This window comes from Inhella crocodyli (assembly GCF_004004565.1).
GTDB classification, from domain to species: Bacteria; Pseudomonadota; Gammaproteobacteria; order Burkholderiales; family Burkholderiaceae_C; genus Inhella; species Inhella crocodyli.
The window spans coordinates 1424050-1437681 of sequence record NZ_SACM01000001.1 but is presented as its reverse complement, the minus strand read 5'-3'; the positions used below and the strand labels follow the sequence as shown (position 1 = coordinate 1437681).

Genomic DNA, 13632 nt, shown 5'->3' with positions numbered 1-13632 from the left:
GCCAGCCCCATGCGCCGCGTGCTGTGGATCTTGGGGTTGGCCGTGCTGCTGAGCGCCTGCAGCAGCCTGCGCCTGGGCTACGAGCAACTGCCGCGGCTGGCCTCGTGGTGGGTGGACGACTACGTCGACCTGGACCGCACCCAGCAGGCCCAGTTCGACCGCGCTTGGGCGCAGTGGCAAGCCTGGCACCGCCGGGAAGAGTTGCCGCGCTTGCAGGCCTTGCTGGCCCAGGCCGAGCAGGGCTTGAAGGCAGGCAGCCTGGACACCCGGGCCTTGGCCGCGCTGGAGGCCGGCCTGGCCCAGTCGGTAGAGCGCAGCCTGGCCCACCTGGCCCCCTTGGCCACGCCGCTGCTGGCCAGCCTGAGCCCGGCGCAGTGGACCGACTTGCAGCGGGCCATCGACGAACGGCAGGCCCGGTGGTGGCGCGAGCAGCAGGGCAGCGAGGACGCCCGCCGCCGGGCGCGTGAGAAGGGCTTCACGCGCAGCCTGGCCCGCTGGACCGGTGACCTGAGCCGCCCCCAAGAAGCCCTGGCGCGCGAGCGCGCGGCACACTGGCCGGTGGACCTGGTCGCCTGGCGCGCGCAGCGCGAGCAGCGCCAAGCCCAGGCCGTGGCTGGCCTGCGCGACTGGGCCGCCGGGCAGCAAAGCAACGGCGTGCGCCACCTGATGCTGGCCCTGAACCAGGTGCCGGGGGCCCGCAGCGCCAGCGAGCAGGCCCTGCGCGACGCCGTGGCGGCCGATGCGCTGGCCGTGGTGGCCTTGGCCCAGGCCGAGCAACGGCGCGCCACCGCCCAGCGCTGGGCCGAGTGGCGCCAGGAGTTGGGGCGGCTCCACGTGGCGCGTTGAGTTGCAGTTCGTCCCCGCGAAGCGCCCGTTGGTCGCATGCCGGGTGGCGCTGGACGCCCCGGCCGGCACACTGGGTTCACCCCATGGGGGGTCCTCTTGGGCGCGGCGGCCTTGCGGCTGCCGGGGCCTGACTTCCGCGAGCGCCTGGCGCTCGCTTTTTTTTGCGCGTCCTATGCTCGGCGGCCTTTGCGACCTGCCATGCCCTGGGGCACCCCATGACCTTTCAATTGCGGCCCGCTTTGGCGGGCGATGCGCCGGCCTTGGCCGGCCTGATCTGTGAGTTGGCCGACTACGAAAAACTCGGTCACCTCGTCCAAACCACGCCCGAAAAGCTCCAGCAGCACCTGTTCGGCCCGCACCCGGCCGCCGAGGCGGTGGTCGCCGAAGTCGAAGGGGTGGTGGTGGCGTTCGCGCTGTACTTCACCAACTTCTCGACCTTCCTCGCCCAGCCGGGGCTGTACTTGGAGGACCTGTACGTCCAGCCCGCGCACCGCGGGTCGGGCCTGGGGCAGGCCTTGCTGCGGCACCTGGCCCAACTGGCGGTGGCCCGCGGCTGCGGGCGCTTCGAGTGGAGCGTGCTGGACTGGAACACGCCGGCCATCCGCTTCTACGAGCGCATGGGGGCCACGGTGCTGCCCGACTGGCGCATTTGCCGGGTCACGGGCGAGGCGCTGCGGACCTTGGCCGGCTGAGGCCGGCCGCCGTTCGTGTCGGCATTTCTGCTGCCGATCGCGTGCGGCGTCGGCCCGTCGCAAGCCGGTGGTGGGGGCGGGGTGGAACGCGCACAGTTCACTCACCGCAACACGCCACCCACCGCCAGGAGCCGACCATGAGCCAGACCTTCAGCCCCGTTCCCGTCCTCGACCACGTCGGCGGCGTTCTCAGCATCGCCGTGATGGCCGGCCTGACCTTCGCCAGCGCCGCCACCTGGGCCACGCACCACCCGGCGTCCGCCGCCACCGTGGTGCAGTTGCCCCCGGTCGTGATGACCGTCAAGCGGGCCGCGCCCGTGGCGCAGTTGCCCACCGTCATCGTGGTGGCGCAGCGCGGCGCCGCCAACGTCCGCGCCTGACCCCGCCCCCGGCGGTGGGGAAACGCAACAAGGCCCAACCCCCGCGAGGGGGTTGGGCCTTGTTGTTGGTCGGTGCTCAGGCGGCCCAGCGAAGGGGTTGGGCGAGCTGGCGGCGGAAGCGGCCGGGCAGGGCGTCCAGGCGCACCATCACCGGCAGGTCGGCGCATTGGAAGTCGCCGTCCCAGGCCGGCTCGCCCAAGAGCTGGGCGTGCAGCTTCAGGTAGCCGCGCAGCAGGGGGTCGAGGACGCACTCGCCGGTGTGCGGACGCAGGGGGCGCGGCAGCGGGCTGCGGCTGCGAACCTGCCACTCCAGCGGGGCCAGGTGCTGGCTGGCCACCTGCTGCCAAACCGCCCAGGCCCGGGCCCCGCCGTCGCGGGCGCACAGGCTCACGCTGCCCAGGGCGTAATCGACGCCGTGGCGCGCCAGCAAGGCCACGATCTCGCCCCACATCATCAGCAGCGCGGCCCCTTGGCGGTGATCGGGGTGCACGCAGGCCCGCCCCAACTCGGCCAACCGCGGGCGGTGGGCGCGCAGGCGCACCAGGTCGAAGCGCTGTTCGGCGTAGAAGCCGCCCAGGCGCTTGGCCGCTTCGGGCAACAGCACGCGGTAGGTGGCGACCACCGGTCCGCTGTCTTCGCCCAAGGGCACGGCCCGCACCAGCAGGTGCTCGCAGTGCGGGTCGTACAGGTCGGCATCCAGCCCGGGGGCAGTGCCGGGGAGCGGGCGCAGGCGGGCGCCCTTCTCCTCGGCGAACACCGCGTGGCGAAGGCGCTGGGCCTCGCGCACCTCGGCCGGGTGGCGCGCCCAGGAGGCGCGCAGCTCGACGGCGCGCGCTTCGGTGGCGGGCAGCAGGCGCAGGGGGGCGACCGTGCTGGACGAAAGGTGGGGCATCGGGTGCTGCATGAGCCGTCATGGTGGGGCGGCTGTGTGACGGGCCCGTGGCAAGGCCGTGGCGTTTGCATGACAGGCGGGCCCGCCGAGGGCGGGCATCTGCCGAGGGCAAGCGACGCCTGGCCTCGTAAGCTGCGGTCATGAACGTTCCGCCGCTCGGTCGCCGCATCGCCCTGGGGGCCCTGGGCCTGGGCTGTGCGCTGCCCGGCTGGGGGGGAGAGGCGCCCCCCCGAACCATCCACTACCCCCGCAGCCTGCGCGGGCTGTCGGAGGAGCGCGAGTACGTCGTGCGCTTGTTGGGCCTGGCCCTGACCGAGGCCGGCTTTGCGCACCGCCTGGCACCCAGCCGCTGGCCCATGGTGCAGACCCGCGCCTTGCGCGAGCTGGAAGAGGGCACCGGCAGCTTGCAGGTGACCTGGACCATGACCACCCCGGAGCGCGAGGCGCAACTGCGCCCCGTGCGCATCCCGCTCTACAAGGGGCTTTACGGTTGGCGGGTGATGCTCGTGTCGCGGCGAACGCCCGACCTGTTGGCCGGCGTGCGGCACTTGGACGATCTGCGCAAGGTGCCGATGGTGCAGGGCCACGACTGGCCCGACACCACGCTGCTGCGTGCCAACGGGCTGACGGTGCACACGGCACAGTCCTTCGAGGCCTTGTTCCGCCTGCTCGACACCGGCCCGGCACAGGCCTTTCCGCGTTCGGTGGCCGAGGTGGCCTGGGACCAAGAGCGGCACCAAGACCGATGCGTCATCGACCCGCACCTGGTGCTCAGCTACCCGGCCGCAATTTACGCCTTCGTGCACCGCGAGGACGCCGAGCTGGCCGAGGCGCTGACCCTGGGCCTGAACCGCTTGGTGGCCAGCGGGCGGATGGACCGCCTGTTCCAGCAGCACGTGAAGCCCCTGGTGGCGCCGCTCAAGGTGGCGCAGCGCCGCGTGATCGAGCTGCACAACCCCCACTTGCCGGCCGACACGCCGCTGCACCGCCGCGAGCTGTGGTGGCGCCCGACCTGAGGCGCGCTGCCCCGCTCAGTAGTGCGGCGGGCGCTCGTCGACCGGGCTGTTGCCGTGGCTGGGTTGGTCGCGCACCTGTTGGCGCAGCGACAGCAGCTCGCGCTGCAGCAGGTCGATTTGCTGCTGCTGGCGCGCCACCAGTTGGTTCAGCTGCTCCAGCAGGTCGTCGGCAAAGCAGGCTTTGATTTCCAGCTCGGTCAGGCGGGCGTCGGTTCGGTCGCTCATGCGCGCAGTGTCTCAGCCCCAAAGCGGCGGCTTGAGCACCATCAGCGCGTACACCGCCAGCATGGCGGCAAAGGCCGGGTAACCCAGCCATTCCCACGCGCGCTGCAGCCGGCGGTACGTGGGCGGCAGCGCCGTGCCGGTGGCCACCGCCTGCTCGGCCATCCGGGCCATGCGCAACTGCAGCCACAGCACGGGCAGCCAGCAGGCGCCGGCCAGGGCGTAGAGCGCGATGGACGCCAGCAGCCAGGGGCTGTCCCAGGGCCAGCCGGCCATGCGCACCATGGCCACCCCGGTGAGCGGCTGCACGATGACGGCCGGCGTGGTGAACCACAGGTCGGCCCGCACCACCAAGCGCGCCACCACCACGCGGGCTTCCAGGCTGGGCTGGCGGTTGGTGAAGAACAGGTAGAAGGCCGTGCCGAAGCCGGTGCCGACGAGCAAGACGCTGCTGACGATGTGCAGGCACTTGAGGACGAGGTAGGCGCTCATGGGGGATGGCGCTGCAGGCCTTGCAGCAGCAGCGCGGCGATGGCGAGGTTCTTCAGCAGCGGGCCCAGCGGGTCCAGCCACAGGGCGGGCAACCAGGCGGTGGCCAGCGCCGTCATGCCCACCATGCCCCACAGCGCGGCGCGGTAGGTCAGGGCGCTGGGACGCCGTGCGAGCCACAGGCCCAAGGTCAGGTCCCACAGCGCGCCGGCCCACACCAGGGCCAGCGCCAGGCCGGCACCGAGGCCCAGGCGCTGCAGCAGGGTTTGGCCGTGCGCACCGCCGTCCCACAGGCTGGCGGCGGCCGTGCCCAGCCACACGGTCACCAGGGCGGCGCGCGGCCCATCGCGGTGGAGGGGACGGGTCACCATGCGCCCTCCAGCGCCGGTCTCAGCGGCCGGCCCAGCAAGTCGGCCAGGCGCTGCGGCGCGCGTGGGTCGGCGCTGGCGCTGTCGTGGGCCATCAAGGCCCAGGTCTCGCGGCTCCAACTGGTGAAGCGCACGTGGTCTCCCAGGGCGGCGGTGGCCATGGCCACGGCGTCCGGGAGGGTCAGCACCCGGGCGGGGCGCTGGCCGCGCTGCGCACGCCGGCGCTGCAGCCAGTGCGGCAGCGCGTCGGTTTCGGGGCCCACGGCGTGCCAAGGTGCGGCTGGGGCGGCCGCGCCCAGCGTGGCCACCAGGGCGTCGGCCAGGTCCTCCACGCGCAGGGGCTGCACTTGGCAGCGTTGCATCGCCGCGGGCAGGGGCCAAACGGGGAGGCGGCTGAGTTGCTCCAACTGCCGGCTGGTGATGCCGCGTTCGCCCAGCACCAGGCTGGGCTGCACGACGTGGGCGATCAAGCCGGTGCCTTGGGCCACGGCCTGCACGGCGGCGTCGCCCGCGCGCTTGGTGCGAGCGTAGGCGCTGTCGCCCCGGCACAGCACCGACACGTGCGTCAGCCGCGGCACGCCGGCGAGCACGCAGGCCTCTGCCAGGGCCGCGGGGGCGTGGTGGTGCAGGCGCTCCAACCAGCCGTTGCGGCCTTGCAGGCGGTCGCGCATGGTGCCGGGCAGGTAGATCGCCGCGTCCACCTCGCCCAGCAGCGGCAGCCAGGCTTTGGCGCGGTGGGCCTCGGCCCAGTCCAGCCGTCCATCCAGGGTGGCCACCGCGTGGCCCTGCGCTGCCAAGGCGTGGGCCGTATGTCGGCCCACGAAGCCGCCGGCGCCGACGAGAAGCACGCGCATCTCAGGCTCCCGTTGGGGTCACCGGGCCGGGGCGCGCGCGGGCCGCGCGCTCGGCCTCAAGCCGCCGCAAGGCGCGGCTTTCTCGCACCGGGGCCCACACCTGCCGTGCGATGAAGGCCACGGTGACGAAGGTGCCGGCGGCCACCAGCCACAACGAACGCTCCAGCGTGTGCAGCAGATCGCCGCGGTACTGGCCGAAGCTCAGCGTCAACAGCAGGGTGCCGCACACGGCCAACACGTAGGCGCTGCGCATCCAAAACTCGGCGCCTTGCCCGCCTTCCTCGCACTGGGTGCGCAGCACGGGCAGCAGGATGGGTTGCAGGTAGCGCAGCGCGGCCACAGGACCCAGGGCGGCGAGCGCGAGAGCGAGCAGGAATTGCAGCGAGTCGGTCATGGGGCTCTCCGAGGGTTGAGGAATTCGCCGTCAAAGGCGGCATGTGTCGCTGTCGTCGCAGCGACGGGCGGCGGCGCGTTCGGCGGCGCGACGACCGGCCCGCTCGAACAGCCAGGTGATGGGCGCGCGCGGCAGGTGGTGGCGGTGCCGCACCACCCAGGGGTAAACGCGCGCCGCCACGGCGGCCAGCAGGGGCTGGCGCAGGGCGGCCGATACCCAGGGCAGGCCCAGGGTGCGGTACAGGGCCTCGAAGGCGGGCACGCCCACCAGCCAGTCGCCGGAGGCGGTGCGCACGTGCAAGGCGTTCATCACGGCCTCTTGCGTGAGGCCCAGCGCCCCGGCGTCGAAGCCGGGCGCGGCCGCATCCACGAAGTCCACGCGGCCTTCGGTGTTGCGCCGCATCAGGTTGCGCATCTCGGCGCGGCAGAGCTGGCAGGCACCGTCGTAGTAGGTGGTGAGTTCGATGTTCGTCATAGCTGGTATTTCTGTATAAAGTGAAATCAAGAAGCCAAAGAAAGGGCGCCAGGGCGCCCGCAGGGGCAAGGCTCAGTAGGGCGGAATCACCGGCGGCAAAGGCGGCTGGGGGTTGGCGTTCGCGTCGCCAGGCCCGGGTTCGGCCTCGGGCGCACGCACGAAGCGCTGCACCTGCGCGCCCAGCTTCAAGATCTTCTCCAACGTGGCCGGCGACAGGCGCAGCATCTCGTCGCTCCAGGCGCCCAAGGTTTGCATGAAGGCCATGGTGCTGCGCAGGCGGTCTTGCGCGGCGGGCGATTCGCCACCCAGCGCGGGGTCGGCCGCCAGTTCGCGCAGCAGGCGCACCGTGGGGTCGAACTCGCGCTCCTTGCGCTCGCGAACGATGGTGCGGAACAGCTCCCACACGTCGCCGCTGGTCTCGTAGTAATCCCGCCGGTCGCCCAGCACATGGGTCACGCGGATCAGGTTCCAGTTCAGCAACTCCTTCAGGCTGTTGCTGACGTTGCTGCGGGCGATGGCCAGGGTGTCGGCGATCTCCTCGGCGTGCAGCGGCGTGCCGTGGAAGAACAGCAGCGCATGGATTTGCGCCACGCTGCGGTTGACGCCCCAGCTCGAGCCCATCTCGCCCCAGTGGACGATGAAGCGGCGGGCGATGTCGGTGAGTTCCATGCGCTCGACTCTATTGCGTCGATAAATTCTGTCAAGACAGAAATTAAGCCGCTGCCACGGGTTGTGACCGATGGGCAACGGCCTCGGGGCTGCCACCATGGGCCATGGCCCGATTGCAATTCACCGCCCAACTGCGTCGATTCACCGACACCCCAGACGTCGAGGTGGACGCGCCCGACCTGGCCACCGCGCTGGACGCCGCCTTTGCCCTGAACCCCCGCCTGCGCGGCTACGTGCTGGACGACCAAGGGCAGCTGCGGCCCAACGTGGCGGCCTTTGTGGACGGCACGCGAACCCTGAACGTGAACCACGCCTTGCAGCCGCACAGCCAAGTGCACGTGCTGCAGGCCCTGTCTGGAGGCTGACACGATGACCCGCAACGACCGCGCCTGGGTGGCCACCCGCAAGGGCCTCTTCGAACTGCGCCGAAGCGCCAGCGCGTGGCAGATCGCGCGCGTCAGCTTCCTGGCCGAGCCGGTCAGCATGGTGCTGCCGCCCGACGAGCGCGGCTTCATGCTGGCGGCGCTGAACCTGGGCCACTTTGGGGTGAAGCTGCACGCCAGCGACGACGCCGGCGCCACCTGGCGCGAGGTGGCTTGCCCCACCTACCCACCCCAGCCCGAGGCCCCGCCCCAGCCCTTCCCTTGGAAGTTGGGCCTGGTGTGGAGCCTGGCCCGCGGCGTGGATGGCGCGCTGTGGTGCGGCACGCTGCCGGGCGGCTTGTTCGTGTCGCGCGACGGCGCGGCCAGCTGGCAGTTGGTCGACAGCCTGTGGCAGCTGCCCGCCCGCCTGGAATGGTTCGGCGGCGGCTACCCCGAGCCTGGCATCCATTCCATCCTGCCGCACCCGCAGGACGCGAACGACCTGAGCATCGGCATCAGCTGCGGCGGCGTGTGGCGCACGCGCGATGGCGGCGCCAGCTGGGCCGTGCACACCCAGGGCATGAAGGCCGACTTCATGCCGCCCGAGCAGGGCGAGAACCCCAACATCCAAGACGTGCACCGCGTGGCCCGCTGCTCGGCCGCGCCCGAGGTGCTGTGGACCCAGCACCACTGCGGCATCTGGCGCAGCGCCAACCACGGCGGCCTGTGGACCGAGCTGAAGGCCCAGCCCAGCAGCTTTGGCTTTGCCGTGGCCGCGCACCCGAGCGACCCGCTCACGGCCTGGTTCGTCCCGGCCATCAAGGACGAGAAGCGCGTGCCGGTGGACGCCGCGTTGTGCGTGACCCGCACGCGCGATGGCGGTCAGACCTTCGAGGTGCTGCGCGAGGGCCTGCCGCAGCAGCACTGTTACGACCTGGTCTACCGCCACGGCCTGACCGTGGACGCGCAAGGGCGCGGCCTCTTGATGGCCAGCACCACCGGCCACCTGTGGGCCAGTGACGATGCCGGCGAGCACTGGGTGGCCGTGGCGGCCCATCTGCCGCCGATCTACGCCGTGGAGATCGGCTGAGACGGCGCCTGAACCGGGTTCAGTTGCTCATCGCCAGCGTGTAGCTGCCGGCGTTGCCGGTGCTGCGCATCACGCGCACCACCACGTCCATGCTGGCCGTGCCCGCGTTCTTGAGCGTCACCTGCGAGGTTTGGCCTTGCAGGGCCGTGAGCAAGATCAACTGCTGGCCCGAGGTCGTGTAGACGCCGATGCCGAAGCCCGAGGTGCTGCCCGTCGTCAACTTGGCCACCAAAGACTTGCCGGCGGTCACCGTGACGCGGAAGTGGTCTTCGTCCGTCGTGGTGGCCAGCGCCCCACCCACCGTGGCGGGCAGAGCGGCGATCTTCTGCGCCGTGGCCACCGTGTTGTTGGGCTCCAGGTCCTTGACCGTCCCCGTGGGGGCCGGGGCGGGCGCGGGGGCCGGTGCCGGAGCGGGGGCCGGTGCGGGCGCGGCCGTGGCGCCACTGGCGGCCAGCACGGCGGCGTTGGCGTCCACCAGGCCGGCCCCGCAACCGCTGCACGCGGCCGGGAAGGCTCGGGCGCTGCTGCGCAGCAGGGTGCTGACTTGGTCGGGCGTCAGCGCGGGCTTGGCCTGCAGCATCAAGGCCACCACGCCGCTGACCACCGGGGTGGCCATCGAGGTGCCCATCAGGTTGCCGTAGCTGTCGGCGCCCGGGGTGGTCTTCCCGGCGTTGTAGGTCGACAAGATGCCGCCGGTGCTGTCGCCGCCCGGGGCAGCCAGGGTCACGATGCTGCCGGTGTTGGAGTAAGACGCCTTGCCGCCGGTGTTGCCGGTGGCGGCCACCACCACCACACCTTTGCAGTTGGCGGGGGTGGAGGTGCTGGCGTCGGCACGTTCGTTGCCGGCGGCCACCACCACCACGGCGCCGCGCGCACGGGCGGTGTTGATGGCGTTTTGCGTGGTCGTGCCGCAGGCGCCGGTGCCGCCCAGCGACAGGTTGATCACCCGCGCAGGGTTGGCGTTGGTGGGCACGCCGGTCACCGCGCCGCCGGCCGACCAGACGATGGCGTCGGCGATGTCGGAGCTGTAGCCGCCGCAGCGGCCCAGGGCCCGCACCGGTAGGATGCGGGCGTTGAAGGCCACCCCTGCCACGCCTTGGGCGTTGTTGCCCTGCGCCGCCACGATGCCGGCCACGTGCGTGCCGTGCCACGAGCTGTTGGTGGCGGCACTGCCGGTGCTGCACTGCCCGGCGGTGGTGAAGTCGCCCACGTCGGCGGCATCGGCGTCGCGGCCGTTGCCGTCACCCGCCATGGTGGTGCTGGTGATGAAGTCGTACCCGGGAAGCAGCTTGGACTTGAAATCGGTGTGCGGACGCACCCCGGTGTCGATCACGGCCACGGTGATGCCGCTGCCCGTGGCGCGGTCCCAAGCCGCCGGCGCGCGGATGCCCGCGGTGCTGCTGCTCAGGTGCCACTGCTGGGCGTACAGGCTGTCGTTGGGCGTCAGCGCGGCCTGCAGCAGCAGGTCGGGCTCGGCGTACTCCACGTTGGGGTCGGTGGCCTGCAGGGTGTCGGCCATCGTGCGCAACTCTTCCACCCGCAGCGCGCGGTTCAGGCGCAGCACCTGCGCGCCATGGGCGGTGGTGCGCAGCGGCGACAAGGCCACGCCCTGCCGGTTGCCCACCACCAGGGTGGCTTGTTGGCTCAGCGCGCTGTTGCCCGCCTCGGCGCTGCGGTACTTGACGATCAGGCGGTCCGACACCGGCGCCATGCCTTGCATCCGGCGCCATGCGGCGGGCGGGCCGTCTTGCGTTTCCAACTCCTGCTGGCGGCGGGCGCGCTCGTCGGGCAGGGCGGCCACGGCGGCGCCCACGGCGGACAAAGCAAGCAGGGCCGAGAGCGCGGAGCGGAAGGGGAGCATGGGTGCCTCGTGGGGTTCGAGGCCAAGGCGTGCGGTGTCGCCTTGGCAGCCCCGCTACCGTGGTCGGGCCGCTGGGGTCAGCAGGCCCGGCTGTAGGCCGGAGGCTTTGCGTCCCCGGCTTTCACCGGGTTTGCGGAAGGGATGGACGACCTGAACGATAGGTTGCTGGGCCGCGGGCGTCCAGACCTGGGGATGGGAAAGCGGCGGGCGGCGCGACTTTGTTGGCGGAGCCGACGGGGCGGGGTGCCGCGTACCCGCCACGATCACGGGGCGCGGCCGTCGCCCAGCGTGAACTGCAGCACGGCCTGGGCCGCCTCGTCGTGCGCACGCGCCCGCCGCGCGCGGGCCACGGGGGCCGGCAGGTCGCGGCGCTCCAGGCCGTGGTCGCCCTCGAGTTCCCGCACCCCGTCCTGCGGCCGTTCGCGCAGGAACGCCCGCAACACGGCCGGCGCGCACGCGGGGTCGCGGTCGCCCAGCACCCACAGCGCAGGGCGGGCGTCGCGGCCGTTGACACCGGGGTAGCGCTCGGCGGCCACCGATTGCAGCGTGCCGTCGGTGCTGCGCGAGCACAAGGGCGTCAAGAGCACGGCCCGCGACACGTCCGGGTCGGCGCGGAACACCTGCCAGGCCACCAGGCTGCCCAGGGACTTGCCGGCCACCGTCAGGCGGTCCACGTCCACGTGCTTCAGGCCTCGGACATGGGCCAGCACGGTTTGCAGGTCTTCGCGCTCGGGGGCCAGGTCGTCGGAGGGCTGGCCTTGGGCGCTGAAGTAGGCCCAATCGAATCGCACGACCCCCACGCCGGCGGCGCTCAGCGCCTCGGCCAGCGTGGCCTGCAGCGGCATGCGCTGGTGGTAGCCGGCGCCGCTGGCCAGCACCAAGGTCGGGTAGGGCCCAGGGCCGAAGCGCTCGGGGTCCGGCCAGTCGGCCAGCACCGACAGCGCCGCGCCGCGCGGCGTGCTCAGCGTCAGCGCTTGGAACTCCGCGCGAGCGGCCAGCGGGAGCCCAACGGTCGTCAAGAACAGCAGCGGCCAAGCACGCAGTCGCATGGGAACAGCACAGGGTGGCGGGACACGGCATCTTCAACCATTCGTGGAGCGCCTGGGGCGAGTGGCGCTGGTCGGGGGGCGAATGGTGGGCGCCTGGATCGGCGCGGGTGCTACCTTGCGGGCATGCCATTTGCATTTCCGTACGGCCGTTGGGGCTCCCTTGCTTACGCCGCCTTTTGGTCGGCGGTGGGCCTGCTGCTCAGCGTGGCGGCCTTGCAGGACTACCACCAGGTCGGTGGCACGCGCGACTGGGAGCCCTTCGTGTGGGAATTCAGTTCGGCATGGGTGGTCGGGGGCTTGGCCTTGGGCTTGCATGTCCTGGTCGGGCGTTGGCGGCGGTGGCCGCCAGGACACCGTTGGCTGGCTTGGGTCGCTGGCGCTTTGGCCTTCAACGCCCTGCACGTGGCGGGCATGCTCGGGCTGCGCTTCGCGGTTTACGCGGGGGCCGGGGTGCGCTACGAGCCCGACCCGTGGTCCGAGGTGCTCGTGTACGAGGGCGCGAAGGACTTGGTGAGCTACGCCATCCTGCTGGCCCTCAGCCACGGCATCTGGGCCATGCAGGAAACGAGCGCCCAGCGCGAAGAGTTGGAGCGCACGCGCCGGGAGCTCGCCGAGGCCCGCTTGGCCCGCCTGAGCGAGCAGGTGCAGCCCCACTTCCTGTTCAACAGCCTGAACCTGATTGCGAACCTCATGCACGAAGACGTGGATCGCGCCGACCGCTTGCTGTGCGACTTGGCCCAGTTGCTGCGCCAGACCACCGCGGCCCAGGTGGCGGGCGAGCACACCCTGGCCGAGGAGCTGGGCTTGGTGCGACCGTTCTTGGCGCTGATGCAGGCCCGCTTCGGGGACCGCCTGCAAGTGGACATCGCGGCCAGCGAGGCCGCGCTCGCCTGCCGATTGCCGGCCCTGCTGCTGCTGGCGCCGGTGGAGAACGCCGTCAAGCACGACGTGGCCCGGCACACGGGGCCGGTCACCGTGGCCTTGACGGCCGCCTTGCGCGACGGGCGCCTGCACTTGCAGCTCGACAACAGCGGCGTGCATGCGCCAGGCGAACCCGACGGGGGGCACGGCCTGCGCAACCTGCGCGAGCGCCTGCAGGCGCGCTGGGGCGCGGACGCGGCCGTGCAGTTCGGCCCGCATGCGGGGGGCATGCGCTTGGCGCTGTCGTGGCCGGCATGAGCACCGACCGCAGGCTGCGCGTGCTGGTGGCCGACGACGAGCCCGCCGCCCGCGCGCGATTGCGCCGCCTGCTCGCGGCGCATGCCGACGTGGGCCACGTGGTCGAGGCCGTCGACACCCCGAGCGCCCTGGCCGCGGCGCAGCGCGAGGGCCCCTTCGCGCTGGCGGTGCTCGACATCGACATGCCGGGTCCCAACGGCCTGCAGCTGGCGGAAGTCCTGACGCGCGACGGCCTGGTGCGTTGCGTCGTCTTTTCCACCGCCCACGCGCAGCACGCGCTCGACGCCTTTGCGCTTGGCGCGGTCGACTACCTGCTCAAGCCCTTCCATGCCGAGCGCCTGGCGCAGAGCCTGGACCGCGTGCGCGCCTGGGTGGCGCAGCCCCCGGCGGCGCATGCCTGGGTGAGCACCCGCGAGGGTCGCCGCCGCATCGCCCTGGCCGACGTGCAATGGGTGGCCAGCGCCGACAACTACGTCAGCCTGCACCTGCCGCCACAGCAGTTTCTGGAGCGCGGCGCCCTGGTCGCTTGGCTGGCCCAGCCCGGGTGGGCGGGCCGATTCGTCCGCGTGCACCGCTGCCACGCCGTGAACCCCGCGCACGTGCAAGCCGTGGCGCCGCAAGCCGGCGGCGAGGCCCTGCTGACGATGCGCAGTGGCGCGGTGCTGGGCGTGTCCCGTCGCTTTCGCGAGGCGCTGGACACGGTGCTGTCCGGCGCCGCCCCCCACTCGCCCCAGGCCGCCCCCCGCTGACCCCAGCGCGCTGGTCGCGCGCGCCGTGCCGCGACAAGCTGTGCGC

General features: G+C 72.3%; 18 protein-coding genes and 1 riboswitch. Of the genes, 8 read left to right on the top strand and 10 right to left on the bottom strand.

The features are described 5' to 3' along the window. Positions 1-9: 9 nt before the first annotated feature. The 3 genes from EOD73_RS06725 (at position 10) to EOD73_RS06715 (ending at position 1918) form a co-directional block, all read left to right on the top strand. Positions 10-846 carry a DUF6279 family lipoprotein gene (locus EOD73_RS06725; RefSeq protein WP_127682052.1) on the top strand — a complete coding sequence of 279 codons (837 nt, stop codon included), beginning with the start codon at positions 10-12 and terminating at the stop codon, positions 844-846. A 215-nt stretch (positions 847-1061) separates the two neighbouring features. Then, positions 1062-1538, top strand: coding sequence for a GNAT family N-acetyltransferase (locus EOD73_RS06720; protein WP_127682050.1), 477 nt, complete (start codon positions 1062-1064; stop codon positions 1536-1538). A 137-nt stretch (positions 1539-1675) separates the two neighbouring features. Further along, a complete protein-coding gene (locus EOD73_RS06715; RefSeq protein WP_127682048.1) occupies positions 1676-1918 on the top strand; it encodes a hypothetical protein in 243 nt (80 codons plus the stop codon). A 76-nt stretch (positions 1919-1994) separates the two neighbouring features. On the opposite strand, the gene EOD73_RS06710 is transcribed toward EOD73_RS06715, so the two are convergent. Continuing rightward, positions 1995-2810: a GNAT family N-acetyltransferase gene (locus tag EOD73_RS06710; RefSeq protein ID WP_240660618.1), complete on the bottom strand. Its 816-nt coding sequence runs from the start codon at positions 2808-2810 to the stop codon at positions 1995-1997. 140 nt (positions 2811-2950) lie between these two features. On the opposite strand from EOD73_RS06710, the gene EOD73_RS06705 reads away from it, so the two are divergent. Beyond that, complete coding sequence (locus EOD73_RS06705) at positions 2951-3826, top strand: transporter substrate-binding domain-containing protein (protein ID WP_127682046.1); 876 nt, start codon at positions 2951-2953, stop codon at positions 3824-3826. A gap of 15 nt (positions 3827-3841) precedes the next feature. Here EOD73_RS06705 and EOD73_RS06700 read toward each other — a convergent pair whose 3' ends face one another. From EOD73_RS06700 to EOD73_RS06670, 7 genes are all read right to left on the bottom strand, one after another. Continuing rightward, a complete protein-coding gene (locus EOD73_RS06700; RefSeq protein ID WP_127682044.1) occupies positions 3842-4051 on the bottom strand; it encodes a SlyX family protein in 210 nt (69 codons plus the stop codon). 12 nt (positions 4052-4063) lie between these two features. Beyond that, the gene (locus tag EOD73_RS06695) at positions 4064-4540 is read right to left on the bottom strand and encodes a DUF2269 family protein (protein WP_127682042.1); all 477 of its coding nucleotides are present in this window, start codon (positions 4538-4540) and stop codon (positions 4064-4066) included. Further along, positions 4537-4905 carry a DoxX-like family protein gene (locus EOD73_RS06690; protein WP_240660617.1) on the bottom strand — a complete coding sequence of 123 codons (369 nt, stop codon included), beginning with the start codon at positions 4903-4905 and terminating at the stop codon, positions 4537-4539. The genes EOD73_RS06695 and EOD73_RS06690 overlap by 4 nt, the downstream gene beginning before the upstream one ends. Next, a complete protein-coding gene (locus EOD73_RS06685; RefSeq protein ID WP_127682038.1) occupies positions 4902-5759 on the bottom strand; it encodes an NAD-dependent epimerase/dehydratase family protein in 858 nt (285 codons plus the stop codon). Before EOD73_RS06685 ends, EOD73_RS06690 begins: the two co-directional genes overlap by 4 nt. Before the next feature lies 1 nt (position 5760). After that, a complete protein-coding gene (locus tag EOD73_RS06680; RefSeq protein ID WP_127682036.1) occupies positions 5761-6153 on the bottom strand; it encodes a hypothetical protein in 393 nt (130 codons plus the stop codon). Positions 6154-6183: 30 nt separating this feature from the next. Continuing rightward, the gene (locus EOD73_RS06675; protein WP_127682034.1) at positions 6184-6627 is read right to left on the bottom strand and encodes a thiol-disulfide oxidoreductase DCC family protein; all 444 of its coding nucleotides are present in this window, start codon (positions 6625-6627) and stop codon (positions 6184-6186) included. Positions 6628-6699: 72 nt separating this feature from the next. Further along, positions 6700-7296 (bottom strand): GbsR/MarR family transcriptional regulator, encoded by a 597-nt coding sequence (locus tag EOD73_RS06670; RefSeq protein WP_127682032.1) that lies wholly within the window; start codon positions 7294-7296, stop codon positions 6700-6702. Positions 7297-7400: 104 nt separating this feature from the next. Between EOD73_RS06670 and EOD73_RS06665 the strand changes: the two genes are divergently transcribed. Beyond that, positions 7401-7661, top strand: a complete 261-nt coding sequence (locus tag EOD73_RS06665) for a MoaD/ThiS family protein (RefSeq protein ID WP_127682030.1) — start codon at positions 7401-7403, stop codon at positions 7659-7661. Positions 7662-7665: 4 nt separating this feature from the next. Continuing rightward, positions 7666-8748: a WD40/YVTN/BNR-like repeat-containing protein gene (locus EOD73_RS06660; protein ID WP_127682028.1), complete on the top strand. Its 1083-nt coding sequence runs from the start codon at positions 7666-7668 to the stop codon at positions 8746-8748. A gap of 19 nt (positions 8749-8767) precedes the next feature. Here EOD73_RS06660 and EOD73_RS06655 read toward each other — a convergent pair whose 3' ends face one another. After that, positions 8768-10609: a S8 family peptidase gene (locus EOD73_RS06655; RefSeq protein ID WP_240660616.1), complete on the bottom strand. Its 1842-nt coding sequence runs from the start codon at positions 10607-10609 to the stop codon at positions 8768-8770. Between the two features lie 41 nt (positions 10610-10650). Continuing rightward, positions 10651-10754: riboswitch (cyclic di-GMP riboswitch) on the bottom strand. A 118-nt stretch (positions 10755-10872) separates the two neighbouring features. Next, positions 10873-11658, bottom strand: a complete 786-nt coding sequence (locus EOD73_RS06650) for an alpha/beta family hydrolase (RefSeq protein WP_127682026.1) — start codon at positions 11656-11658, stop codon at positions 10873-10875. Positions 11659-11781: 123 nt separating this feature from the next. Here EOD73_RS06650 and EOD73_RS06645 point away from each other — a divergent pair, with 123 nt between their 5' ends. Beyond that, positions 11782-12837, top strand: a complete 1056-nt coding sequence (locus EOD73_RS06645; protein ID WP_127682024.1) for a sensor histidine kinase — start codon at positions 11782-11784, stop codon at positions 12835-12837. Further along, complete coding sequence (locus tag EOD73_RS06640) at positions 12834-13586, top strand: LytR/AlgR family response regulator transcription factor (protein WP_127682022.1); 753 nt, start codon at positions 12834-12836, stop codon at positions 13584-13586. The genes EOD73_RS06645 and EOD73_RS06640 overlap by 4 nt, the downstream gene beginning before the upstream one ends. Positions 13587-13632: the final 46 nt, after the last annotated feature.